Origin of the sequence: Marinomonas foliarum (genome assembly GCF_003337275.1) — a bacterium.
In the GTDB taxonomy this organism is placed as follows: Bacteria; Pseudomonadota; Gammaproteobacteria; order Pseudomonadales; family Marinomonadaceae; genus Marinomonas; species Marinomonas foliarum.
In genome coordinates, this window is sequence record NZ_QPJQ01000027.1 from 14581 (window position 1) to 38952 (window position 24372).

General features: G+C 42.1%; 20 protein-coding genes. 8 read left to right on the forward strand and 12 right to left on the reverse strand.

All coding sequences use genetic code 11. The features are described 5' to 3' along the window. Nucleotides 1-216: 216 nt before the first annotated feature. The 8 genes from DFP77_RS13590 to DFP77_RS13625 form a co-directional block, all read right to left on the reverse strand. Nucleotides 217-531 carry a DUF3301 domain-containing protein gene (locus DFP77_RS13590; protein WP_114412789.1) on the reverse strand — a complete coding sequence of 105 codons (315 nt, stop codon included), beginning with the start codon at nt 529-531 and terminating at the stop codon, nt 217-219. Nucleotides 532-789: 258 nt separating this feature from the next. Further along, on the reverse strand, nt 790-1326 hold the full coding sequence (locus DFP77_RS13595) for a flavodoxin (RefSeq protein WP_114412790.1): 537 nt from the start codon (nt 1324-1326) through the stop codon (nt 790-792). A 28-nt stretch (nt 1327-1354) separates the two neighbouring features. Next, nucleotides 1355-2242, reverse strand: coding sequence for a helix-turn-helix domain-containing protein (locus tag DFP77_RS13600; protein ID WP_114412791.1), 888 nt, complete (start codon nt 2240-2242; stop codon nt 1355-1357). Between the two features lie 138 nt (nt 2243-2380). Continuing rightward, entirely contained in the window at nt 2381-3754 is a 1374-nt protein-coding gene (locus tag DFP77_RS13605) for a sigma-54-dependent transcriptional regulator (protein ID WP_114412792.1), read from the reverse strand. A 1-nt stretch (nt 3755) separates the two neighbouring features. Further along, a complete protein-coding gene (locus DFP77_RS13610; RefSeq protein ID WP_114412793.1) occupies nt 3756-5837 on the reverse strand; it encodes an ATP-binding protein in 2082 nt (693 codons plus the stop codon). 81 nt (nt 5838-5918) lie between these two features. Continuing rightward, entirely contained in the window at nt 5919-6869 is a 951-nt protein-coding gene (locus DFP77_RS13615; RefSeq protein ID WP_181858561.1) for an AEC family transporter, read from the reverse strand. Between the two features lie 21 nt (nt 6870-6890). Next, entirely contained in the window at nt 6891-7571 is a 681-nt protein-coding gene (locus DFP77_RS13620) for a response regulator (protein WP_114412794.1), read from the reverse strand. Between the two features lie 18 nt (nt 7572-7589). After that, entirely contained in the window at nt 7590-8996 is a 1407-nt protein-coding gene (locus tag DFP77_RS13625) for an ATP-binding protein (protein ID WP_114412795.1), read from the reverse strand. A gap of 229 nt (nt 8997-9225) precedes the next feature. Here DFP77_RS13625 and yihG point away from each other — a divergent pair, with 229 nt between their 5' ends. The 3 genes from yihG to DFP77_RS13640 all read left to right on the forward strand — a co-directional run bounded on the left by yihG (nt 9226) and on the right by DFP77_RS13640 (nt 11250). Continuing rightward, nucleotides 9226-10125: a 1-acylglycerol-3-phosphate O-acyltransferase, YihG family gene (gene yihG / locus DFP77_RS13630; RefSeq protein WP_114412796.1), complete on the forward strand. Its 900-nt coding sequence runs from the start codon at nt 9226-9228 to the stop codon at nt 10123-10125. Nucleotides 10126-10280: 155 nt separating this feature from the next. Beyond that, the gene (locus DFP77_RS13635; RefSeq protein ID WP_114412797.1) at nt 10281-10994 is read left to right on the forward strand and encodes a YebC/PmpR family DNA-binding transcriptional regulator; all 714 of its coding nucleotides are present in this window, start codon (nt 10281-10283) and stop codon (nt 10992-10994) included. A gap of 61 nt (nt 10995-11055) precedes the next feature. After that, nucleotides 11056-11250: a DUF1289 domain-containing protein gene (locus DFP77_RS13640; protein ID WP_114412798.1), complete on the forward strand. Its 195-nt coding sequence runs from the start codon at nt 11056-11058 to the stop codon at nt 11248-11250. A 4-nt stretch (nt 11251-11254) separates the two neighbouring features. Here DFP77_RS13640 and DFP77_RS13645 read toward each other — a convergent pair whose 3' ends face one another. Then, nucleotides 11255-12493, reverse strand: a complete 1239-nt coding sequence (locus tag DFP77_RS13645) for a glycosyltransferase (protein WP_114412799.1) — start codon at nt 12491-12493, stop codon at nt 11255-11257. A 164-nt stretch (nt 12494-12657) separates the two neighbouring features. On the opposite strand from DFP77_RS13645, the gene fabV reads away from it, so the two are divergent. Continuing rightward, a complete protein-coding gene (gene fabV / locus DFP77_RS13650) occupies nt 12658-13860 on the forward strand; it encodes an enoyl-ACP reductase FabV (RefSeq protein ID WP_114412800.1) in 1203 nt (400 codons plus the stop codon). 103 nt (nt 13861-13963) lie between these two features. Continuing rightward, on the forward strand, nt 13964-14506 hold the full coding sequence (locus DFP77_RS13655; protein ID WP_114412828.1) for a hypothetical protein: 543 nt from the start codon (nt 13964-13966) through the stop codon (nt 14504-14506). A 22-nt stretch (nt 14507-14528) separates the two neighbouring features. Here DFP77_RS13655 and DFP77_RS13660 read toward each other — a convergent pair whose 3' ends face one another. From DFP77_RS13660 to ubiG, 3 genes are all read right to left on the reverse strand, one after another. After that, on the reverse strand, nt 14529-17480 hold the full coding sequence (locus DFP77_RS13660; protein ID WP_258861166.1) for an insulinase family protein: 2952 nt from the start codon (nt 17478-17480) through the stop codon (nt 14529-14531). Between the two features lie 64 nt (nt 17481-17544). Further along, entirely contained in the window at nt 17545-18288 is a 744-nt protein-coding gene (locus DFP77_RS13665; protein WP_114412801.1) for a YciK family oxidoreductase, read from the reverse strand. Nucleotides 18289-18308: 20 nt separating this feature from the next. Beyond that, nucleotides 18309-19031: a bifunctional 2-polyprenyl-6-hydroxyphenol methylase/3-demethylubiquinol 3-O-methyltransferase UbiG gene (gene ubiG, locus DFP77_RS13670; RefSeq protein ID WP_114412802.1), complete on the reverse strand. Its 723-nt coding sequence runs from the start codon at nt 19029-19031 to the stop codon at nt 18309-18311. Nucleotides 19032-19353: 322 nt separating this feature from the next. Here ubiG and gyrA point away from each other — a divergent pair, with 322 nt between their 5' ends. The 3 genes from gyrA (at nt 19354) to pheA (ending at nt 24351) form a co-directional block, all read left to right on the forward strand. Continuing rightward, nucleotides 19354-22032 (forward strand): DNA gyrase subunit A, encoded by a 2679-nt coding sequence (gene gyrA / locus DFP77_RS13675; protein ID WP_114412803.1) that lies wholly within the window; start codon nt 19354-19356, stop codon nt 22030-22032. 75 nt (nt 22033-22107) lie between these two features. Next, the gene (gene serC, locus DFP77_RS13680) at nt 22108-23187 is read left to right on the forward strand and encodes a 3-phosphoserine/phosphohydroxythreonine transaminase (protein ID WP_114412804.1); all 1080 of its coding nucleotides are present in this window, start codon (nt 22108-22110) and stop codon (nt 23185-23187) included. A 42-nt stretch (nt 23188-23229) separates the two neighbouring features. Continuing rightward, nucleotides 23230-24351 (forward strand): prephenate dehydratase, encoded by a 1122-nt coding sequence (pheA, locus tag DFP77_RS13685; protein ID WP_114412805.1) that lies wholly within the window; start codon nt 23230-23232, stop codon nt 24349-24351. Nucleotides 24352-24372 lie beyond the last annotated feature (21 nt).

Consider the following 24372-nt stretch of genomic DNA (forward strand, 5'->3'; position numbering starts at 1 on the left):
TGGAACAGATAGACTTTCTGTTTAGTGCATGAAGTCAATTGCCTTCGTTTACGCATTGTCTATCAAAACATTACACTTATTTACATATCTATTCTATTTCTACTATGGCTAAGTTTGCAATTAAATGAAATAAAAATATGGATTTATATTGTAGTACTTGTGTGAATGAATGTGACTGTAGCTGGCGTTTTGTTGCATTGTAGAGCGTTCTTTTGCTTAAAAGTCATGTGGGCTTAGCCATACTTCTGTTTTATGGGCGCCAAGGTAACTTATTTTTCCCTGATATCGAGCGATACCACTGGAGCTAAATTCGAACTTATAGCTGCGTTTAATCTTGATTTGGCCGTGCTGCCAAGTCGGTCGCCATTCTGAACCTGCAACACTATCTTCTAATAATTGTAGGTTGAGAGATTCACAGTGTTTTTTTGCCATTATTAAGGCTTGTTCTCTAATGGTTGCATTGCGCCACCACGAGTAGATTGCAACAAAAACAAGTAACAAGATAACGATATCAGAAAGTTGTAGATTCATTTGTATCAACTGTATGTATAAGAAAATTAAAGCTTTCTCTTACATCATAACGAATAGTGCCTAGAAGAAAAGAAAAATACGTGACTACCTCCAAGCAGGAGAGAAAGGAGAGGTAGCCACGTTCTTCACACAGTTTAGAGCAAGCTGTTAAATCATCTCATTGCGGTAAGCTAAATTTGGGCATTCGGGGCAGCGAATGTTTGGTGTACCAAATTAGTCGTTAGCTTTTTATACTGCAATGGCCAGTCAGACGATAATTTAAGCGGCTTCTACTGCTCTCTCTGCGTAAAGCTGGATGACCCACTGTTCTATGCGTTGATCAGTGAGGTCAAATTGCTGGTCCTCGTCGATTGCTAAACCAACGAAGTGTTCTTTGTTATTAATACAGGCTCGTGATGCTTCGAACTCATAACCTTCTGTCGGCCATTGACCAATAAAAGTAGCATTTGTTGGTAGGAGCTTTTCGTAAAGCCAGCCAACAGCATCAACAAAGTAATCGCCATAACCGAATTGATCGCCCAGTCCATATAACGCTATTACGCTATCTTCAAGAGTCAGCTCAGCTAGGCTATCTCCAATGTCTTCCCAGTCAGATTGAATGCCACCAAAGTCCCAAGTTGGAATCCCTAGAATGAGCATGGAATACTGTTCAAGTTGGCTAAGCTCTATGTCTTTTATGTTGAACACATCAACTTGCTCGCCTAGTTCTTCCCATTGTTTAACTATCTTGTGACCAACCTCTTCTGTGTTGTTGGTATCTGTGCCGTAAACGAGGGCGATAGATGATTGAGCCATATCTAATATTATTCCTATAACTTAATGCTTAATGGATTTGTCCATACTGGTGGCTGTAGACACCAAAATATTTAATGAAAGCAGCTTCAAATTGGGCTTCTGAAAAACCGCTTTGGGCGACAATATGAGATTTTTCCGCAGGGTTTTCTCGCAATTTAAGTGCGGCTGATTCAATGCGGTTTAGAGTGAAATAGCTCTCTATTGATTTCCCTGTAAGGTATTTAAAGCCAATAGCAAGTGCCTCTGTATTCAGACCTACCGTGTGAGCTAGATTTTGAAGGTCAAGCTTATTTAGATCAGGTGTTTCGAGAAGGTTTTGTGCACTAAATAATTTACTCTGACAGCCTTCACACTGGGATAGATGGCTAAGCATTTGTAGTTGCTCTATCAAGGTAAAGATAAGAGAGTACAAATGGCCTGCTAAGCTAATTGAGTGGCTTTTATGGTTCAGAATATTGGTAAGAGCAGGGCGAGTATTGTCTGTCACCGGAAGTTGAATGACGGATTTTTCGTTGCCCAATTTGTTACGCATAGAGACAAAATGTTGAATCACTTGATCTTCTGTTTCACCTAAAACAGATGCTAGAAGAGACGGGCTAATATGTGCCTGCAGCAGACTAAACTCTTCGCCTTTCTTAATTAATATGTCGCCACTAATAGCGCGAGCTTGATAATTAATTTGTACAGATTGGATATCTTCAACTGTTTTTATTGGGCCTGTGCCTAAAAAAGAAAAATAAAGACCTGCTGGTGCTTCTTCGTGTATGGATACATCCGCATTGCTGCTTAGATGCTGGTTAAGTAAGTGCAAATTAGGAAGAAGGGTAAGTCGTTGCTTGTGACCAGATAGCCATGGTGTAGCTTGTTTGCTAATGCTGCCGCTATTGTCATAGATGTCTTGCATGTTTAGTTGCATCGTATGTCGCCCTTGAATCGATAATGGTTATCATTAAAGTATTTTTGACGGTTTGATGCAAGTGATTCTCATTAAATAAATTATATGAGAATCACTTTCTTAATATGTTTATTTGATGCAAATGCCGAGTAGAGTGGATTAATCCAGATAATCGACTCGGTTTAAGCCGTACTTTTGCATTTTTTGGTTAAGAGTTCTTCGTGGGAGTTGAAGTTGCTCTAAGACCAGTTGAATATTGCCTTTTTGCTGTCGAATGCTGGCTTCGATTAAGCTGCGTTCAAACTCTTGGACTTTGACGCTTAAGGGTAATGGAGTAATGGTGTCTATGTCGTCTTGCGCCTGATACCCCGCAAGTATTTTAGCGATACTTGTGTTGGGTTCTAAGGTATAGCGTAGGGCGACGTTTCTTAGTTCCCGAACGTTGCCGGGCCACCCATAGACGGTGAGTGTTTCATGGTCTATTGGGCTTAATGGCTTGAAATCTCCACCACGTTCTTTTACCGCAATCCGGCAGAAATGCTCGAAAAGTAGGGGGATGTCTGTTCCCCTGTTACGTAAGTCTGGTAGGTGGATTTGAGAGACGTTGAGTCGAAAAAATAAGTCTTGGCGGAAATTTTCGAGTGTTTGTAAATCGTTTTTGGCAGCAGCAACCACTCTGAGGTCTATTTGTATTGTGTTGTTACTGCCGATGCGCTCTAGCTGGTTCTCTTGTAGTACGCGTAATAGCTTTATTTGCATTGCTAGAGGCATGCTTTCTATCTCATCTAGAAAGAGAGTGCCGCCACTGGCGTGCTCCAGCTTACCAACTCGTTGCTTATTGGCACTGGTGAATGCTCCGGCTTCATGACCAAATAACTCACTCTCGAAGAGGTCGGCAGGGATAGCTGCACAGTTTATGGCGACGAAAGGGTGTTTACTCCTAGGACTGCAATCGTGCAGCGCTTTGGCGACTAGCTCCTTTCCGCAGCCAGTTTTCCCGTACACAATGACGTGAGTATCCATGCTTGCAAAAGTACGGATTTGTTGTCTCACACGAATGATTTGCTCATTTTGTCCGATAATGGTTTCTTCCAAACCATGTAATTCGCCTAAATATTGAGATTGGTTAGCATGCTGCTGCTGAACATTCCTCAGCTGAATGGCTTTCTCAACGGTTTGTAATAATCTATTAGGATCAAAGGGCTTTTCGAGGAAATCAAACGCGCCATCACGCAAAGCATTGACGGCTGTGTCTACATCCCCATGGCCTGTAATGAGAATAAAAGGTAATTCATGTTCCTGCGCAAGGCAGTTACTCATTAGCGTTAGCCCATCGATGGGTGTCATTCGAATATCGCTGACAATGATACAAGGCAAGCCAATGCTAAAGTGATCGATTAAGTCTTGAGCATTTTGGAATTCTCGTACTTTGTAGTTGGATAAACGCAACCATTGGGCAGTGGTCGAACGTACAATGTCGTCATCATCAAGCAGCCAAATTTCAATGTGATTACTAGTGTTATTATTTTCCATGTTAGGCCTTTAATAGGGTTAATCTGAAGACTAGTTGGGCTGCTGAGTTATGGCTTGCCTTTAGTACTCCATTCATGTCTTTCGCAAGGTTAGCGCTAATGGCAAGACCAAGCCCTAATCCTTTGCCGATGGGCTTAGTCGTAAAAAATGGTTCAAAGATATGCGCTAATTGTGTTTTATCAATGCCTGGCCCATTGTCTTGATAATTGATGCTGATGTAGCCATCATTCTCTTGTAATGCAATTTGAATTCTTGGAGGGACCTTTAGTTCGTTGCAAGCTTGAACGGAGTTACTAATGAGGTTGGCAAAAATACGCTCAAGCCTTGTTGGTTCAGCAATAACCCTGTCTAAATCATGCAGTTTTATATCCCATTGTACGTCATGAGCATCATCACCAAGGCTTTCTATGGCGCAGTCTATTGCTACTTTAATTGATGTTGGGATTAGCTGTTCAGGTCGTCGATACGCGAGGACTTTTAGCTCGCTAGTTAGTTTTTGCATTCGTACTACAAGAGATTCTAGATCAACTAATGTTTTTAATGCCTGTTCGGGCTCTTGCCGTTTTAAGAGCAATTCCGTGCTGTAGGCAAGTGTTCTGATGCCGGTAAGCGGTTGGTTCAGCTCGTGGGCAATGGCAGTAGACATTTGGCCTATGGCGGCGAGCTTTTCGGTTCTTAATAATTCTTGCTGTGCAACTTCTAGGGCTTTTGTTCGCTCTAGAACGCGCTCCTCTAGGCGGGTATTGGCTTCTAACAAATTCAACTCGGCTTTTTTTCGTTTACTGATGTCTATTAATGTTACTAAGTAGCCTTGGGAGTCACTCCACTCAAGTGACGAAACAGATAATAGGGCGGGGAAAAGTTGTCCATTGTCTTTTTGTAATACCGCCTCTTGTCCAAGTACATTAGTGGACAGAACCGTACCTGTTGATTCTGCTTCTTGTAGAGACTGAACAAAAGCAAGTGCGACCTGGTTTTCAGGGCAATTCGGTAAAAATTCCAGCAGGTAGCGGCCGTTGAGTTGTGCACTTTTACCAAGATAGCGTAGCCCCATAGGGTTTACAAAAGAGATTTCACCGCTTTTGGTTAGCTGTAAAAGCCCTACGTGCGTGTTTTCTATCAGTACGCGCTGGCGTAAAGCACTGTCTGCAATGAGAATTTCATTTTCGAGTTTCGAGGCTATCTTTAAAGCGCGTTCTCTTCGATATAGCCAGAAAAGAAAGATTAAGGCGAAGATCCCCAGGCTGATAAAAGCAATGTTCTGCGCTTTCTTTTGGATGATTTTTAGGTTCGATAAATAGTGAATTTGCCATTTGAGATCGTCTAGAGTGACATTTTGCAATAAGTAACTCTCATCGTTTAAATGGTATAGCTTGGAGCGAGTGTTATTCAAAAACTGAACATTACTGTAGTTGCTTAGCCAGTCGCTAATTAACAATCTATTAAGTTTGCTGGCTAAAAAAATCAGGCTGTTTTGATCTGTCATCACAACTAGATCATCAGATAAGTTCCATCGCTCAATTAAATCACCCATATTAATGCGTACGACAACGGCTCCAGCTAATCCTGAAGCGGTATAAACCGGTGCCATAACAATATGTGCGGATTTAGACAGTTCAGCGCTGTAGCCAGATACCAAAATGTATTCCCCTTGCTGGTCTTTTAAGACATTGCTGAGATTTTGCTTGTCGAAATAATCGTCCAAATTGAAATGAGGGGATTGTTCACTTGAGACAAGCAGATCTCCTTGTGAGGAAAGAATAAACCAATCTTGTGTTTTCGATACGTGAGTAAGGTCTTCTAGCTGTCGTTGCATTTGCAGGGTTAACGCTGTGTCTTTAGGGTTATTCATAAAGGCCAATAGCGTTGGATTGTCTGCGAGAGCGTAGGGGAGAATATGGTAGCCTTTTAGTTCATTGCGTAATTCGATTACGTAATCGAGCAGCTGATCTTGGCCCTCTGAATGTTTGTTAATGATGAGTGCCTGGTAGGCGATGGTGTTTACACCAAAGAAAAGCAGAGTCAGGATTACACAACCAAGAGAAAGAAAAAAAAGACGATGTTTGCGAAATTGTGAAATCAAGGGTGTCTCGCTGGCCTATTATGCTGGGAGACCTAATTACATACAGGCTAAAATGTTCGCCGAGAGAAAGGTCTCGCTTTATTAGATAAGATTAAAGCTGCGTAGCAAAGTAACGCCAATGCTTGTACTAATCAAGGAGGCAATGGTTGTAATCACAATGATGTTTGCGGCGAGAGTGGAGTTGCCCTTCATTGCCCTGACCATAATATAGCTTGCTGAAGCGGTTGGAGCGGACGACATTAGGAATAATACACCGAGTTCCATGCCGCGATAACCTAGCAAATACCCACCAAAGGTAAGTGCAAACGGAATGAAGATAAGTTTACCAACAGACGCGAGTATAGCACCAAACATACCGTTCTTTAATGATTTAAAACTCAATGATGCGCCAGCACAAAGTAGTGCTAATGGGAGAGTCATCTGAGCAAAATAACTGCCTGTTTTATAAAGTGTAGAGGGGAGTGTTAAGCCTGATAATGAGCTAATAAAGGCCGCTACAATGGCGATAATCAAAGGGTTTTTTGCGATACCTTTAATGATTCCCATCAAACTAGGGTTTTTGCCTAATGCTCGGCTTAATCCAATCACCGATAAAACATTAAACAATATGGTGACGCCACCTAAGTAAACTGCCGCAACAGAGAAAACTTCATTGCCGTATGCGTTTACGCAATAGGCTAAACCGATAATCCCCATGTTGGAGCGAAAGGCGCCTTGAACTAGTACGACACGCTCGGCCTTATCTACTATCCAAAACGACATAAACAGCTCTAAAGCTATGTAAGTAATAGTGACAGCGAGCATAGCAAATATCACTAATGACAAATCTGTGTCTTGGTTGATATTTGATTTAGATATGCTAATAAAGAGTAGAGCAGGAAGGGTGACGTTGAACACTAACTTAGATGCAATATCAACGAAGTTATCATTGATAAGACGAATTCGGTGTAGCAGAACTCCAAGAGCCAATATTAAGAATATTGGCATTGTAATGGAGAATGAAAAAACCAATACGTCTAAAAAGTTGTCCAACGCCTGTTCCTTAGGTGGATATTATTGGTCGTTGTTTTCGAAACGGTAACCTGCACCATATACGGAATGAATAACGTTCAATTCAGGTGCTACGGCAGAGATTTTCTTACGAAGCTTTTTGATATGGCTATCAATCGTACGGTCACTTACAACACGGCTATCTGCGTAAATGCTCTTCATTATAAGATCACGACCGAATACACGACCTGGCTCTTTGATTAGTAGTTGAAGCAACTGGAATTCAACGGTAGTCAGATCAATCAGTTCACCTTTGTAAGTAGCACGTAGGCGATCAACGTCTAGGTCAAAGCCATCGGTTCTTGGTGATTCAGCTTGGTCTAGTTCAACACGACGAAGGTTGGCTTTAACGCGAGCAACGATCTCGCGAGGGCTGAATGGCTTGCAAACATAATCGTCTGCGCCCATTTCTAAGCCAATTAGGCGGTCGATTTCTTCTGCTTTTGCAGTAACCATGATGATTGGCACACCGCTAAATTGACGAACTTGTTTGCAAATTTCAACGCCATCTAATCCTGGTAGCATTAGATCGAGCAAAATAATATCGACAGCATTGTTTTTAATGTAATTTACCGCAATGTCACCACGATCAAGATGATGGTGCTCATAACCAGCTTGCTCTAGGTATGCACTCATTAACTCTGCTAATTTTGGTTCGTCTTCAATAATCAGTACTTTGCTCATAATATTATTCGTTCCATATTAATTTAAAGGAAATTCTATTTTTATTCCTAAACCACCATCAGGGGAATGATATGCACCAATAGTGCCTTGGTGTCCATCTACAATGTTAGAGCATATAGCGAGACCTAAGCCTCGGCCACCTGTTGCTCTGTTTCGTGAGTTTTCAACACGGAAAAACTGCTCGAAAATTTTGTTTTTATCCTCATCGCTTACTCCAGGCGCTGAGTCCTCGAATAGGATGATTGCTTTTTTATTTACTCTTTTTAGTTTTACTGTCAAGGTCCCTGGAGCATTTGTGTATTTTAATGAGTTATTCATCAGGTTCGAAAACAATTGATGCAACCTATCTGAGTCACCATTCATAACAATAGGTTTTTTCTGAGAATATTCAAATATCAAATCCAATCCAGCTTCATTAAAAGGAAGCGTCATAGATTGAACAGTTTGTTCAATAATGTCATTAACTAAAATATCATCCATGTTGTAGCTTAAGCTTCCAACATCATGCATTGATAATTGGTTTAAGTCATCAATCAGGCGAGCAATGTGCAATGTTTCTTGCTGTAGCGACGCAAGACTGTCAGGTGTTACCTTGATAATACCATCCTGCATAGCTTCAATTTCTCCACGTAGAATAGCGACAGGTGTTCGTAGCTCATGGGCTGTATCTGCTACCCAGCGCTTACGGGCTTCCCTTGTATTCTCTAAGGTGCAGGCCAAGTTATTAAAATCGCAACTTAGGCTTGCTAGTTCATCAGACCCATTTACGGTAATACGTGTTTCGAATTTACCTGCCGCTAGTTTTTTGGTCGCTCTTTGCATAGAGGTAATCGGACGACTTAGCCATTGAGCTAAAGGCCACGTTAATAACGCTGCGATGGCTAGCATGAAAGCTGATATCAAGAGAAAGGCTTCGCCTTGTTGCCTAACAAAACGTAATGTTTGATCTTGCACCAATTCACGAATAGAGCGGAGACCGACATAACCAACCACTTTTTTGTTCACTTTCACTGCATGAGTTTCTGCGTCTGTAAACCTAACCTTGCCGATAATAGGCTTTTGCTGATCGTCGAACAGTAAAAAACGCTGGCGGTAATATTGTGATGGATAAATTAAATCTAGATTAGGCGTGCTAGGAGGTGGTACTAAGTCTCGAAGGTTTTCAAGTTTTGCTTGGTGCCATTCACTTTCCATACGGCTCTCTTGGACCAAAAAATACCAATCATCGTAATAGATATAAAGGTTGGCTGTTCTATTTGCCATTTGCTCAAGAAAGTCGCGATCACGTTCTGTTGCATAGGATACGAAGCCTCTATCAAAGCTCCATTGGAATACTTGCCACATAGAAACTATTAGCAATACGTTACTTAAAACAAAAACTGCAAACAATTTATGGCGAATTTTTAACCCTTTTGTCATGGTCATAGTTGGGCTTGAAATCCTATAGTGTGCATTGTTAAAAATAATGGTGCTGTGCGGTTGATTGTCATTGAGCTACTGTTAAAGAGTTTCATTTAAGGTGTTGGTTTATTAGTCATTCTAATGGTCTATTTACTATACTGTTTTATTAGGAAAGCTGGCTACTTGATTGGAGTGTAAATAATGAGGATTTCCTTTAAAATAGCGCACTATTTTTAGTTTTTTGAGCTATTTCATGATTAATTTCTTCGTTTTTAGAGGTGTGCTCTCATTTATTTTGATTGTACTGAACACCTTACTTTGCTTTGTTCCGGTGATAATATTAGCGCTCTGTAAGTGGCTATTACCCTTCACGAAGGTGCGTGCATTATTGAATGTCATTCTAGACCGAATTGCTACTTTTTGGATTGGCGTGAATAACATTAATCAGCGTTGCTTTGGGAAATCAGCAATTGATGTAACGGGTGTGAATGCGTTTGAGAAAAATGAATGGTACATGATCACCGCAAATCACCAATCTTGGGTGGACATACTTGTTTTACAGAGACTGTTTAATCGACGAATTCCTTTTATTAAATTCTTTTTAAAGCGTCAGTTAATTTGGGTACCTTTTATTGGTTTAGCTTGGTGGGCTTTAGAATTTCCTTTTATGAAACGCTATAGTCCTGCTCTGTTAAAGAAACGCCCTGAACTCAAGGGAAAAGACATAGAAGTAACTAAAAAAGCCTGTGAAAAATTTCAGCATTTCCCTGTGTCGATTATGAACTTTTTAGAGGGGACGCGTTTTACTGTAGAAAAACACCGACAACAGTCTAGCCACTATCAGCATCTTCTTACGCCTAAGGCCGGAGGTTTGTCTTTTGCACTGAATGCTATGAATGGAAAGCTGCATCAATTGATCGACGTTACCATTGTTTATCCGGAGGGCATTCCAAGCTTTTTTGACTACCTATGTGGGAAAATATCGAAGATTAAAGTCCATATTCGAGTGATGCCTATTAATGACTCTTTACTTGGTGACTATCAAAATGATGCAGAATATAGGGCGTATTTTCAGCAATGGGTGAATGAGCTTTGGAAGGAAAAAGACCGGCAATTTGACGTCATGATGAAAGGAGAGGGCTCTACAATTTAAAGAGCGCTAGAATTAACAGTATTTAAAATTGCGCCTTTGGTCTTTTGCAGAAGTAAGGCTGTTTTTTATTGTATTTATGTTTGGCTAGCAGTTCCTTCTTTTTGGGCTACACGTTAGAATCTTACTTTTAAGACTGTATAGAATAGGAATATGTAATGGGCAGAGCCTTTCAAAACCGCAAAGAGTCCATGGCAAAAACGTCTGACCAGAAAGCCAAGGTTTACAGTAAATACGGCCGAGAGATTTATGTTTGCGCAAAATCCGGTGGTATCGACCCCAATGGTAATTTGGCACTACGTTCTCTGATTGACCGAGCTAAGAAAGATCAGGTGCCAACGCACGTTATCGATAAAGCGATTGATAAGGCGAAAGGCGGCGGTGGAGAAGACTTTGATACGGCTCGCTACGAAGGTTTTGGTCCTGGTAATACGATGGTTATCGTGGATTGTTTGTCTGATAACCCAAACCGTACTTTTGGTGACGTGCGTACTTGCTTTAACAAAGTGAAGTGCAAGATTGGTGGGCAGGGTAGCGTGAGTCACATGTTTGACCACAGCGCTATTTTTGTTTTCGCTGGTACGGATGAAGAGGCAGTATTAGAAGCCTTAATGATGGCGGATGTTGATGTAACTGATATCGAATTAGAAGACGGTAAAGTGACAGTGTTTGCCCCTCATACAGATTACAGTAAAGCAAAAACGGCCATTACGGATGCACTTGGCGATATTGAGTTTGAAGTAGATGAAATTCAGTTTGTTGCTCAAAACACCGTAGAAATTCAAGGTGAAGAGTTGGAACAGTTTGATCGCTTCTTGGATCTGTTGAATGACTTAGACGATGTGCAGCGTGTTTATCATAACGCTGAATAATAGAATGAGAGGCCTTAGTGATATTTTCACTAAGGCCTTTTTTTATGTATGTTGATTAAAAATGACCAAGCCAAAACCTCAGTTAAAATCTCCCTGTGTTAATGTCTGTCTTCTCAATGATGAAGATGTTTGTGTCGGCTGTTATCGTACCGGTAAAGAAATCAGTCAGTGGGGCAGTATGAATAAAGCCTCTCAGCAGGCTGTGATGAAAAAGGTTCGTGAGCGAGAGGCTAAAAGCAGTTTTGTTTCTGGCTAACGTGTTAGTGCTCCTCCGCTTCATTTTTGTTTTTAAGTTCTATCCATTGCGACATGTATTGCGTGCTTTTAAGACTGTGGTGTCGCAGCATTAACCCTAAGAAATGTTTTTTCCTTAGACTTTCCTTTAGTTGAACCTGTAGCTTCAATCGATTGATTAATTTTGGCTCCCATTCTTCTGCCTGATAGTGGGCTTGCAATATCCTATTGCCATTTTGTTGCATCAGTAGCCAGCTTTCTTTGTCCTCATAAAGAGAAACGGCGGCATCGACAAAGGTCTCTATGTCGTCGGTTATCACCCCGTTCCATGGGAATGCGCCATGCATAGATTCTGCACCAATGCTGGTGGTTATGCTTGGAGTGCCTACTTGCATAGCTTCAACTAATTTGCCTTTAATCCCTGCCCCAAAGCGTAATGGCGCTAAGCAAAGTCGCGATTGTTGCATGACGGCTTGAGCGTCTTCAGCCCAGCCTTTCACTAAAAAGCCCTCTTTTGCATTGTGCAGCTGTGTGGCTTTTGGTGGCGGATAAGCGCCGTAAATATGCATCTCAGCTTTCGGTAAGCGTTTGCGGATTTTTGGCCATATCTCTGTTTTTAATTGTAGGACGGCATCCCAATTTGGCGCGTGACGAAAGTTGCCTATGCTAATAAAATGCTGGCGATCTTCGAAGCTCAGTAATTTGTCTGTGTTTTGTGGTTCTGGCAGCATAAAGGGGAGGTGTAATACGTGCGTTTCTGGCACGTGGAACTCATCGACCAGTAGTTTTGCTTCTACTTCAGAAATCATCAGGGTTAAATCGCAGCGATGGATGGCGGCGATTTCTCGAATGCCATGGTCGCTATAAAGGTCTTCAACTGCAAAGTCTCGATTTTGTTTCAGCGCATTGTGTCTGGCTTGTCTTAGTGAGTGAAGGTCTTCCGTATTCAGGATTCGTAATGAGTCTGGACTGAACTTTTCTACACGCCAGCCAAATTGTTCTTCCATCATGAAGCGATCAAATACCACTATGTCTGGCTTTTTGTGTGCAATATAGTGATCAAATGATGCGCTATTGAGCTCAATATGCTCGGCTTCAATGCCCAGCAGGGAAAGGTCAGCCATGTGTTCTGTTTGCTGAGCGGGGCTCGCAAAAGAAATTTGCCATTGCTCTTTGTGAAAGCAGTTGAGTAATTGCATCATTCTACTGCCGGCAGCGGAAGAGTTTGGTTCTGGCCAGACGTAGCCGATGACGAGTAGGTGCACGGTGTTCTCTCAAGGTTCTAATGGTTTATTGGTTCTGAATTTTTAGCAGAATCAGGACATATTCGTCTGGCTATTGTATCATGGCTGGTAGATTTGTCTTGCCTGCCTCATTTGAAGGGATTGTCAGGTAAGACGTAAGCAAAACATGACGTTGAGAAGATATTATGATCATAAAACCAAAGATTCGCGGATTTATTTGTACAACAACGCATCCAGTAGGTTGTGAGCAAAACGTAAGAGATCAAATCGCTTTTACTAAAAGCAAAGGGGCGATTGAAAACGGTCCTAAAAAAGTACTCGTAATCGGTGCGTCAAGTGGCTATGGCTTGTCTTCTCGTATCGCTGCGGCGTTCGGTTCAGGTGCCGCAACCATTGGTGTTTTCTTCGAAAAGCCAGGTACTGAGAAAAAAACGGGTACGGCAGGTTGGTACAATTCTGCGGCATTCGACAAAGTGGCTAAAGAAGAAGGCTTGTATTCTAAAAGCATCAATGGCGACGCTTTTTCAAACGAAGCGCGTGACACTGTTATTGATTTGATTAAGCAAGACCTTGGTCAAGTAGATATGGTGGTTTACTCACTGGCATCTCCGGTTCGTAAAATGCCTGAAACAGGTGAAGTGATTCGTTCAGTTCTTAAACCTATTGGTCAGCCTTACCGCTCCACTGCCATTGATACCAATAAAGATGTCATCATTGAAGCGGAAATTGAACCAGCAACAGAAGAAGAGATTGAAGCGACTACAACCGTAATGGGTGGTCAAGATTGGGAGCTTTGGATGTCTGCTTTACAAGAAGCAGGTGTTTTGGCGGAAGGTGCTCGCACCGTAGCTTACTCTTACATTGGTTCTGATATCACTTGGCCGATTTATTGGCATGGTGCGCTTGGCAAAGCGAAAGAAGATTTAGATCGCGCCTCTGCAGCCATTGATTCTGAGTTAGCTAAAATCGGCGGTGGTGCGAATGTTGCCGTATTGAAATCGGTTGTCACTCAGGCGTCTTCAGCTATTCCAGTGATGCCTTTGTACTTGGCGATGGTTTTCAAGGTGATGCGTGAAAAAGGCATTCATGAAGGTTGTATGGATCAGATTTATCGCATGTTCTCTGAGCGTTTGTACAACAACCACAATCCAGCAGAATTGACAGACGATAAAAATCGTTTGCGTTTGGATGATTGGGAATTGCGTGAAGATGTTCAGCAAGCTTGTCGTGAGCTTTGGCCTCAGGTAAATGACGCTAATTTGTTTGCTGAGACAGACTACCAACTTTATAAAGATGAGTTTTTGAAGTTGTTTGGTTTTGGTGTAGAAGGTGTTGATTACGACGCTGAAGCGAATCCAGAAGCCAATTTTGAAGTCATTACTCTTTAGTTTTAATTAAAAGAGACAAAAAAGGAGTTCAAGTATTGCTTGGACTCCTTTTTTTATGTGTTTTTATCTCTTATAGTAAATGGAGGCTTATTCTGGGGTGGTTATGAAATATTCATTTGGGTTGCTTTTTGCAGTATCGCTATGCGCAGATGCTCAGACTATTGAGCGTCAGCCTGTTGATATTATCTATGGTAACCAGGTTATTCATACCGAGCATCAAGTTGTCGTCAGTTCTCAAGAAGAGGTGGCGGTTATTCCTGCTGAAAAAGCAAAGATGACCTTAGGGCCAAATATCGTTATTACGGCTGATGGTAAAGGTATGTCTTATTTGGAAGAAAATGCCATCGCGGAGCGCGAACAGGCGATTTACGATGAAGTGAATAAGCGTACCGAAGAGGCGCCATTTACTGTGTTATTTACAGGGAATATTCCCGAAGAAATTCAAGCCAAACGTCTACGTATGATGCCAGAGATTGGTATTTTTGGTGACCAAGTTAAAACGGATGAGCGCTCGTCCGATAATGTGGTGCCGGAAGTTGGGGATTTCTCTCCTGTCGGAGAGGCCGTTGCTCCACCCTCATCCAGCGGAGCAAAAGGCGCTCCAGCCACGGATGCTGAAAAGCTAGAGCGGTTAATTGGTGGCTAATCTGATTTCGCTGCTCTGTATCTTAAAGTTTGGGTGACATTGGAGAGGCCTCTTGCCAAGATTGTTGCTCTGTTAATTCCTGCGGAAACGCTTTGTTATGAATGATGATTTTTGCTGTGTCAGCTGATTCAAATTTCCGTTTGATAAAAGCAAGAAAGTCTTTTATTTCTATTTTTTCTACATTTTCTATCCATTCTTCTTTTGTTTGAAAATCCGGTGCTGGTTTGGCAATTTGATGCCATTCATTTAAAGCGTTGTCGCTTAAGTTTTTAGCTGTCATTTTGAGTTCGCTTAAGAGTGCATTTTTTGCTTGATAAAACTCCTCATCAGATAAGTTGGGTAGCCTTTCTTTCTGTTCTTGTATGAAGTCTTCCATAGCGGTTACAAGGGTAAGCGTATCCTTGTTGGGAGATTGTATCAGTAGCCCTAGTATTGGGGTTTTGCGAATGCTGAGGTCTTGGGCTCCAACGATATAACCAAGTTGCTGGTTGGTTCTTAATTCTTGGTAAAATGGACTGCTAATGAGTTTTTTCAAAATGGCAAAATAGGCTTTTTCTATAATTGCTTTTTGTGTGTTCTGTCCGCTAGTGTCTATTAATGTGTAAAGAACAACGCAGTCACTGCTTGTTGAGTTGAACTGATAGTGATGCTTCTGTTGTGCGGAGAGCTCTTTTGTTTCAATTTCTAGCGGTTCTCTTGGTGTGAGTCTGTCTTCTACGCGCTGGTAAATGGATTGAGCAAGTTGTGTCGACTGCTGTTTTGTTATATTTCCTGTGCTGTAGGCGACGATATCAAATTCATTGCGTGCTTTTTTTGTAAAGGCTTGAAGGTCTTCTAGAGTGAGTGATTTTAATGCATCTTCTAACTGCTCTATGGTTTGGCTATTTTTTGTGATGAGTGTTTGTAGTGCGCTGTTAGCATTGCTGTAAGCCTGTCGGCTTTTTTGATTGCTTAGATCTGTTTCAAGCTGTTTTTTGGCGAGGTTGAATTTTTCCGGACTTGGTCGAAATAAAAAAATCTGGTCTATTAGCCAAGTTGTATAGGTGCTTTGTTTATCTGAATAGCCGCTTGTTCTAAGTGTTACGCCGTTTGTGTGTGGGTAGAATGAGTAGCCTAATCCTGCGACATATGGAGCATATGTCGACTCACTCACACTGTCATTAAAAAGTCGTGTCCACAGTCTATTGAGTAGTGTGTGTTCGGGTGTATCTGCGGCATTGTCGAATCGAAATGCGATAAAGTTCATGGCTGTGGGTTTGTTAAAACTAGGGTCGGATTTATTCCAGTAAGTCATGCCTTTCTTTTGAAGGATAATTGAAGGGCTTTGATCTGTTTCATCGACGAGTTTTAGGGATTCTGGGATGAAGTTGTTTTTTTCGGGTAGCCCAACTTGTGTTGTTTTAGCTGAGAAGTTAATGGTGTCTGAGAGTGACTGGCTAGGGAGGTTATTGCTGTATTCGCTGTTGTACCAAGGCTCTTTTTTCCAGGTAGGTGTTCCTTTAGCCCAGTCTTGTGGGAAGGTCTTGTTGGTAATTACCTGTATCAATAGGTTTTCTGGAGAAAGTTGTTGTAATAGTGCTTGTACATCACTCTGGCTTGCTGTGTGCTCTAGTCGAAAGCTGCTTAAAGTGTCCTCGCTTGGTATGTCTAGCATTCTTGCTGATAGTGCGCGGGCAAGGTTTATGGGAGCAACATAGCTTTGATTGTTAAACATGAGTTGGCTTAATTTCAGTCCTTCTTGTAAGTAAAGGGGGTTTACTGGGGAGGATTTTAAGAGGCTAATAGTTGCAAAGAGGCGTTGTGCGACAGTATCAATTTGGGATAGCCCCTCGTCTGTTAAGCGTATTTTTATAGAGAATAAGGCATTGCTTCCATAATCAGAAGAGGCTCCAGCTGATATGCTGTTAATTAATCCTTCTGATTTGAGTGAGGCATAAAGAGAGCCTTTATTTTCATTTCCTAGAATATAGGACAGGTATCGGATTGGCTGAGTTTTGTAATTTTCTCCTTGGGCGTCTATTTGATATAAAACATTAAGGGTGTTGCTATTGATTAAGGGGCGGAAAAATTGCAATTGCGGTTTGTCTGTGGTGATAAGTTCTGGGTAGTTTTCTTCTGATGCTTTGGTCTTGCTCGGAATGGATGAAAAGTATTGATGAGCAAGTTCTGCAAGTTTTTTGGGTGGTAGGTTTGCGACAAGAACTAGAGCCATATTTTCGCTAGAGTAGTGTTCTTCATATAGATTGAGTAGTTGTTCTCTTAGTGGCTTATTTGGGAGGTCTTTGAGGGTGTCTAGGCTTCCTACACTGAATCGGTTGTAGGGATGTTTGGGGTTTATTAGGGTCTTTAGAGCTTGGGTGCTGCGTCGGCTTTCGTCTGTTAATTTGGCTTTGTATTCAGCATCGACAGCATTTTTCTCTCTTTGAGTGAGTGATTCGCTAAACAGAGGAGAGATGAAAAACTGTGAAAAGCGATCTAGGGCGTTCTCATAAGCTGATGGTGTTATATCAAAGTAAAAGTTGGTTTTGTTTGTACTTGTATAGGCGTTATGTGTTCCGCCATTAGTGTTTATATAGGTTTGATAATTTCCGGGTTCAGGATATTTTTCAGTGCCAAGGAATAGCATGTGTTCAAGAAAGTGAGCGAGGCCTTGTTGGCCTGATGGATCCTGAAAATTGCCGACTTTGATTGATAAAGATGCGGAATACCTTTCTGCTTTTGGGTCACTAATAAGTAGTACTTTTAGATGGTTTGGTAAGGTGATTAGGTTGTAAGTGTTTTGATCGCTTGTGCTTTTGTTGAGGATAGGGGTGAGGCTATCTTGAGTGACGTATGTATTGTTTTGCATCATTGAGTTTGGGGTTTCTGTAGTGTTGTTTTTTGTTGGGTGTATGTCATTTGCGCACACAGATAGAGAGGTGTGCGTGGTGAGTAAAATAAAAAGTAGGTATAGCACAGTTTTAGATTGGTTCATGACTTCAGACTAACTGAAGCATGGGGCGAGATGCAATGGCTGAAGCACATTGCATCTTTATGGTTTATTGGGCGTCTAAAGATTGCCCGTTGATATCAAGGCTGTCATTGCCCATAAGGTAAAGGTATAACGGCATGATGTCTTCTGCTGTTGCTAAGTTTTCTGGGTTCTCTTCTGGGTAGGCGTTGGCGCGCATGCTGGTTCTTGTTGCTCCAGGGTTGATCGCATTTGCTCTAATGTTTGGGGAGAGTTCTGTTAATTCGCTGGAAAACAGCTGCATCATGGCTTCAGTTGCAAATTTTGAGATAGCATACGCTCCCCAATTAGCTTTTGCCTTCCTGCCAACGCCAGACGATGTAAAAACAATAGATGCATGTTCTGCTTTCTGCATTAGAGGGAGGAGGGCTTGGTTTAGTAGTAGCTGACTGGTGACATTGACACGCATAACTTGCTCGAACAGCGTTGGATCGTAGCTTGCTATTGGTGCTCGATCACCTAAGAGGCTGGCGTTGTGTAGAATGCCATCTAAATGGCCGAATTCACTCTCAATAGTGTTAGCAAGCTCTACATAGTCGTGTTCTGCTGCACCATCAAGGTTGAGAGGTACAATCGCCGCCTGAGGATAATTTAGTTTTTCTATGTGATCGTACACCGCTTCCAGTTTTTTGGTGGTGCGGCCCAATAAAATAACTGTTGCGCCATATTTTGCATAAGTAATGGCGGCGGTTTTGCCTATGCCATCGCCTGCTCCAGTAACAAGGATTACCTTGTTTTTAAGTAGTTGGCTTGGGGCTTGATAATCAAACATATCTCCTCCTTATGCCTTGGTTAGGCGTTAATTTTTTGAGTGTGCATCATGTAATTAACGGATACATCTTTGTCGTTTAATTTGTATACTTTTGTGAGGGGGTTATAGGTTAATCCCGTCATATGAGAGACTTCTAGACCCGCTAACCTTGCATAATTATTAAGCTCGGCTGGCTGAATGAATTTAGCATAGTCATGGGTGCCTTTTGGAAGCATTTTTAGAATGTATTCGGCGCCAATGATTGCAAATAAGTAGGCTTTTGGGTTTCTGTTTATGGTGGAGAAAAATACGTGTCCGCCAGGTTTTACCAACGTCATGCAGGCTTTGATAACCGAGGATGGGTCAGGTACATGCTCTAGCATTTCAAGGCAAGTGACTATGTCGTATTGGCCGGCTTCTCGTTGTGCGATTTCTTCAGCCGTGATTTTTTCATAATCAATGTCGAGTTTGGATTCTTCTTTGTGTAGTTTTGCTACAGCAAGAGGAGCTTCACCCATGTCGATACCTTTAACGTTTGCACCAAGTTTTGCCATTGCTTCTGACAGGATGCCACCGCCGCAACCGACGTCGATAACTTTTTTACCATCTAGACCGTCAGCGCGTTCGTTTATGTAGTTGGTGCGTAGCGGATTGATATCATGCAGAGGTTTAAATTCATTCTCGGTATCCCACCACCGGCTTGCTAGTGCTTCAAATTTTGCAACTTCATTTAGGTCTACGTTGTTTTGTTGGGTGTTGGTCATTTGTTTTGTATCCATCTTTAAGGTTGCTAAAGGCAGTAAGCTCGATGTATTGAGCTGCGTGATCTGTTTTGTTGTCGTCTCTTGTGAGCTTTAACTAAAAATGCGCTTTTTTCTAGTATAGCGCCAACTAAAGGGGTGACCAATAGCAAACTTACTTTGTCTGATGAGACTGTTTAGTAGATGGTTTCTATAATTGCAATATAGAGCAACAAAACATGCTCCTTGAAGGGGTGTTATTTATTTCCTTATGTTACAATGCAGCGCTTATAAAAAGATATTAGGGAGTCTTTTTGACTCCAAGGCATAAGGATCGATTGTATCTATGGGTGAATTAGCCAAAGAAATTATTCCCGTCAGTATCGAAAATGAACTTAAGGGATCTTACCTAGATTACGCAATGAGCGTTATTGTAGGTCGAGCATTACCTGATGTACGAGATGGGTTAAAGCCTGTTCACCGTCGCGTTCTATTTGCGATGAATGAACTTAAAAATGATTGGAATAAACCGTACAAAAAATCGGCGCGTATCGTCGGTGATGTAATCGGTAAATATCACCCACATGGTGATTCCGCTGTATACGATACTATTGTTCGTATGGCGCAGCCTTTCTCAATGCGTTACACCTTGGTCGATGGTCAAGGTAACTTCGGTTCTGTCGATGGTGACAGTGCTGCGGCAATGCGTTATACCGAAATTCGTATGGCGAAAATTTCTCATCATCTTCTGATGGACCTTGAGAAAGAAACCGTCGATTTCGTGCCTAACTATGATGGCACGGAATTTATGCCTGAAGTATTGCCTGCGCGTGTTCCTGGACTATTGGTAAACGGTTCAGCTGGTATCGCGGTAGGTATGGCAACTAATATCCCACCTCATAATCTTGGTGAGATTATTGATGGCTGTCTTGCTGTTATTGATAACGCTGACATAACCATTGATGAACTTATCGACCATATACCTGGACCAGACTTCCCTACAGGGGCGTTTATTAATGGTCGTGCAGGTATTATAGAAGCTTATAAAACAGGTCGTGGACGTATTTATATGCGTGCTCGCCATCACTTTGAAGACATGGAAAAAGGCAATCGTCAGTCCATCGTTTTCACTGAAATTCCATACCAGTTAAACAAGGCGAAAGTGATCGAAAAAATCGCTGAGCTAGTGAAAGAGAAAAAACTGGAAGGCATCAGTGAGCTTCGTGATGAATCTGATAAAGATGGTATGCGTATCGTTATTGAATTACGTCGTGGTGAAAACCCTGATGTGGTTGTAAATAATATCTTTACGCAAACACAGCTTCAGTCCGTATTCGGTATGAATATGGTGGCCTTGGTTGATGGTCGCCCTCAATTACTTAACCTTAAGCAAATTCTTGAGTGCTTCGTTAAACATCGCCGTGAAGTGGTTACCCGTCGTACTATTTTCGAACTTCGTAAAGCGCGTGAGCGTGGTCACATTCTTGAAGGTCTAGCAGTTTCACTTGCTAATATCGACCGTGTTATTGAATTGATTCGTACATCTCCAACGTCTGCAGAAGCAAAAGAAAAGATTGTTAGTGAGTCTTGGGAACCGGGTAATGTGGTTGCCATGTTGGAGCGCGCTGGTGCTGACGCATGTCGCCCAGACGATCTTGAAGCAGGTTATGGTTTTGTTGATGGTGCTTACCATTTATCACCAGATCAGGCTCAAGCGATTTTGGACTTGCGTCTACATCGTTTGACAGGTTTGGAACACGATAAGTTATTGGGCGAATATAAGTCCCTAATCGAGCTTATCGGTGAGTTGCTGAATATTTTATCTGATCCAGACCGTTTGATGGAAGTTATTCGCGAAGAGCTAGAAGAAGTTCGCGATACATTTGGTGATGCTCGTCGCACAGAAATCTTAACGTCTCGTCAGGATTTGACGATTGCAGATTTGATCGATGAAGCGCCAATGGTAGTGACGATCTCAAACACTGGTTATGCGAAATCTCAGCCACTAGTTGAGTACCAAGCTCAGCGTCGTGGTGGTCGTGGTAAATCTTCTGCGAGCATGAAAGACGAAGATCACATCGAGCATCTATTAGTAACCAGTAGTCATGACACCATCATGCTATTTAGTAATCTTGGTAAAGTTTATTGGTTGCGTGTGTTCGAAATTCCAGTGGCTAGCCGTAGTGCAAAAGGTCGTCCTATTGTTAACTTGTTGCCGCTAAGAGAAGGTGAATTCATCTCCGCATTATTGCCTTTGCCAGTGATTGAAGCTGAAGTTGAGTCTGAAGAAGACGTTTCTGAAGACGAAATTGTTGAAGCAAGCAGCTATATCTTTATGGCAACGGCAAACGGCACAGTTAAGAAAACAGCGATGCAGCATTTTGCTCGCCCTCGCTCAACAGGTTTGATTGCGCTTAGCCTAGACGAAACTGATGAATTAGTTGGTGTGTCGGTTACCAATGGTGAAAATGACATTATGTTGGTTTCATCTTCTGGTAAGACAATTCGCTTTAAAGAGTCTGATGTTCGTGCAATGGGTCGTACAGCGGCGGGTGTTCGTGGTATTCGCTTAAATGAAGACGCTAAGGTTGTTTCGCTTATTGTTCCTCAAGAAGGTTCTGCTGTACTGATGGCTTGTGAAAATGGTTACGGCAAGCGTACTTTAGTAGAAGACTTCCCAGTGTATGGGCGTGGTGGTCAAGGTGTTATCGGTATTCAAGTGTCTGAGCGTAACGGCCCTGTTGTTGGTGCTGCCCAGGTTGATGAAACCGATGAGATTATTTTGATTACCGATCAAGGTACATTAGTTCGTACTCGGGTGACGGAAGTGTCATGTCAAGGTCGTAATACTCAAGGTGTTACCCTGATTCGTTTGACCAATGATGAGCATTTGGTTGGTATTGAACGTGTCGTTGAAGATGATGAGGCAGGCATTGTGGTTGATGAAGCAGGTGATGCAGTCATTGATCAGGCACCAAGTGATGGTGACGAGTCTCCGGACATTCCTGATACTGATACGGAATAGAAAATAAGCGGCGCACTTAGGTGCGTCGCTTTTGTTGTAGATAGGTCCTGAAAAATACTAGAGGTAATAGGCGGGATGAGCCGAGTATATAATTTTTGTTCTGGTCCAGCAGCGCTTCCTGAAGCGGTATTGAAAAAAGCTCAAGCTGAAATGCTTGATTGGCATGGTGCTGGTGTTTCTGTTATGGAAATGAGTCACAGAAGTGCTGAGTTTATGTCGATATTGGCATCTGCCAAAGCTCGTTTATCTCGATTGCTTGATATTAGTGATGATTATGAGGTTTTGTTTGTTCAGGGTGGTGCCTCCACTTTGTTTGCTCAGATACCTGCAAATTTGGTAAATGGTTTTGAATCTGCTTGCTACCTAGATACAGGGGCTTGGTCTTCGAAAGCCATCAAAGAAGCTAAAAGATATACGAAGGTTAACGTGGTTGGCTCTTCAAAAGAGCAAAATTACACCACGGTTCCTGAGTTTTCTAATTTAAACTTGGATGAAAATGCTGCCTACTTACATTTGTGCTCAAACGAAACGATTGGTGGTGTAGAGTTTGCCGATTTGCCAGAAACAAATTTACCTATTGTTGCTGATTTGTCTTCAACTATTTTGTCGCGCAAAATTGATGTAAGCAAATATGGCCTCATTTATGCTGGTGCTCAAAAAAACGTTGGGCCTGCTGGTGTCGTGATTTGTATTATTCGTAAGGACTTGCTAGCTCGTTGTAGCGATAGTGTGCCTTCTATTTGGAATTTTGCGAATTTAGCAGCCAATGATTCCATGATTAATACACCGCCAACTTTTGCTATTTATTTGGCTGACTTGGTGTTTGAGTGGTTGGAAGAGCAGGGTGGTGTTGAGGCGATTGAAGCGATTAATATTCGTAAGGCGCAAGCTCTTTACGACTTCATTGATTCTAGTGGGTTCTATTCAAACCCAGTTGACCCTGCTTATCGTTCTCGTATGAATGTGCCTTTTATTTTGGCGGATGAATCTCTTGAAGCTCTTTTCTTAAAAGAGTCTGAGGCGGCTGGTTTGCGTACTTTGGCGGGCCATCGTTCTGTTGGCGGTATGCGTGCAAGTATTTATAACGCTATGCCAATGGAAGGGGTTCAAGCGTTAATCGATTTTATGCGCGACTTCGAAGAGCGTCATAAATAATACCTTTTTTAGAGATAATAACGTCTACGGATAATAAATAGCATGTCGAATTCTAAACAAGCGGTACCAGATACGCTGCCTTTATTGCGCGATCGTATTGATTCTATTGACTCGCAAATACAACTGCTGATCAATGAGCGTGCTAGCTGCGCGCAGAAAGTGGCAGAAGTGAAATTAGCTGAGCAAGGTGATGAGTCGGTTGTCTTTTATCGTCCTGAGCGTGAAGCGCAAGTTTTGCGTAGAGTGATGGATCGAAATGAAGGGCCTTTGGGAAATGAAGAAATGGCGAAAATATTTCGTCAGATTATGTCTTCCTGTCTTGCGCTTGAAAAACCAATGCGTATTGCTTTTTTAGGTCCGGAAGGTACTTTCACTCAGCAAGCGGCACTAAAGCATTTTGGTAAGTCTATTATTAGTGCGCCTATGGCTGCTATTGATGAAGTGTTTCGTGAAGTTGAATCTGGCGCGGCAAATTATGGTGTCGTGCCAGTTGAGAATTCGACAGAAGGTGTTGTTAATCATACGTTAGACAGTTTTCGGGATTCACGCTTAAAAATATGCGGTGAGGTTGAAGAGCGTATTCATCACCATCTATTAGTGAGTCCGAATATCAACTCTGATGATGTGACACATATTTATTCACATCAGCAGTCTTTAGCGCAATGTCGCGCTTGGTTGGATCGCTATTGGCCACATGTAGAGCGTGTTGCTGTGAGTTCAAATGCAGAAGCTGCTCGTTTAGCGGCTGAAGCGGGTCGTAGTGGTCGTGCAATCGCGGCAATAGCTGGCGAGGTTGCTTGTGAGTTGTATGGCTTGCTAAAAGTCTCTGCCAATATCGAAGATCGTCCGGACAATACAACGCGCTTTTTAATCGTTGGTAATGAAGATGTGCCGCCAAGCGGAAAAGATAAGACCTCTTTATTGATTAGTGCGAAAAATGAGCCGGGTGCCTTGTATCGATTGCTTGAGGCTTTCGAGCGACACGGTGTCGATATGACGCGCTTGGAAACGCGCCCATCACTGATGAGTCGTTGGGGATATATCTTCTATATCGACTTTGTTGGTCATCATTTGGATGATAAGTGTCGCGCAGTTATAGATGAGTTGCGTGAACGGGCGTCAGAAGTGAAAGTGTTGGGTTCATACCCTGTGGCTGTGCTTTAGTAAATTGATAAGAGTGTTGTG

What these genes read in the sequence shown, in the direction of transcription:
- DFP77_RS13655 (WP_114412828.1), top strand. Translation starts at nt 13,964, where the DNA reads ATGAAATATTCATTTGGGTTGCTTTTTGCAGTATCGCTATGCGCAGAT.
- DFP77_RS13620 (WP_114412794.1), bottom strand. Translation starts at nt 7,571, where the DNA reads ATGAGCAAAGTACTGATTATTGAAGACGAACCAAAATTAGCAGAGTTA.
- DFP77_RS13590 (WP_114412789.1), bottom strand. Translation starts at nt 531, where the DNA reads ATGAATCTACAACTTTCTGATATCGTTATCTTGTTACTTGTTTTTGTT.
- DFP77_RS13600 (WP_114412791.1), bottom strand. Translation starts at nt 2,242, where the DNA reads ATGCAACTAAACATGCAAGACATCTATGACAATAGCGGCAGCATTAGC.
- pheA (WP_114412805.1), top strand. Translation starts at nt 23,230, where the DNA reads ATGTCGAATTCTAAACAAGCGGTACCAGATACGCTGCCTTTATTGCGC.
- DFP77_RS13605 (WP_114412792.1), bottom strand. Translation starts at nt 3,754, where the DNA reads ATGGAAAATAATAACACTAGTAATCACATTGAAATTTGGCTGCTTGAT.
- DFP77_RS13660 (WP_258861166.1), bottom strand. Translation starts at nt 17,480, where the DNA reads ATGAACCAATCTAAAACTGTGCTATACCTACTTTTTATTTTACTCACC.
- gyrA (WP_114412803.1), top strand. Translation starts at nt 19,354, where the DNA reads ATGGGTGAATTAGCCAAAGAAATTATTCCCGTCAGTATCGAAAATGAA.
- yihG (WP_114412796.1), top strand. Translation starts at nt 9,226, where the DNA reads ATGATTAATTTCTTCGTTTTTAGAGGTGTGCTCTCATTTATTTTGATT.
- DFP77_RS13665 (WP_114412801.1), bottom strand. Translation starts at nt 18,288, where the DNA reads ATGTTTGATTATCAAGCCCCAAGCCAACTACTTAAAAACAAGGTAATC.
- serC (WP_114412804.1), top strand. Translation starts at nt 22,108, where the DNA reads ATGAGCCGAGTATATAATTTTTGTTCTGGTCCAGCAGCGCTTCCTGAA.
- ubiG (WP_114412802.1), bottom strand. Translation starts at nt 19,031, where the DNA reads ATGACCAACACCCAACAAAACAACGTAGACCTAAATGAAGTTGCAAAA.
- DFP77_RS13640 (WP_114412798.1), top strand. Translation starts at nt 11,056, where the DNA reads ATGACCAAGCCAAAACCTCAGTTAAAATCTCCCTGTGTTAATGTCTGT.
- fabV (WP_114412800.1), top strand. Translation starts at nt 12,658, where the DNA reads ATGATCATAAAACCAAAGATTCGCGGATTTATTTGTACAACAACGCAT.
- DFP77_RS13625 (WP_114412795.1), bottom strand. Translation starts at nt 8,996, where the DNA reads ATGACCATGACAAAAGGGTTAAAAATTCGCCATAAATTGTTTGCAGTT.
- DFP77_RS13595 (WP_114412790.1), bottom strand. Translation starts at nt 1,326, where the DNA reads ATGGCTCAATCATCTATCGCCCTCGTTTACGGCACAGATACCAACAAC.
- DFP77_RS13635 (WP_114412797.1), top strand. Translation starts at nt 10,281, where the DNA reads ATGGGCAGAGCCTTTCAAAACCGCAAAGAGTCCATGGCAAAAACGTCT.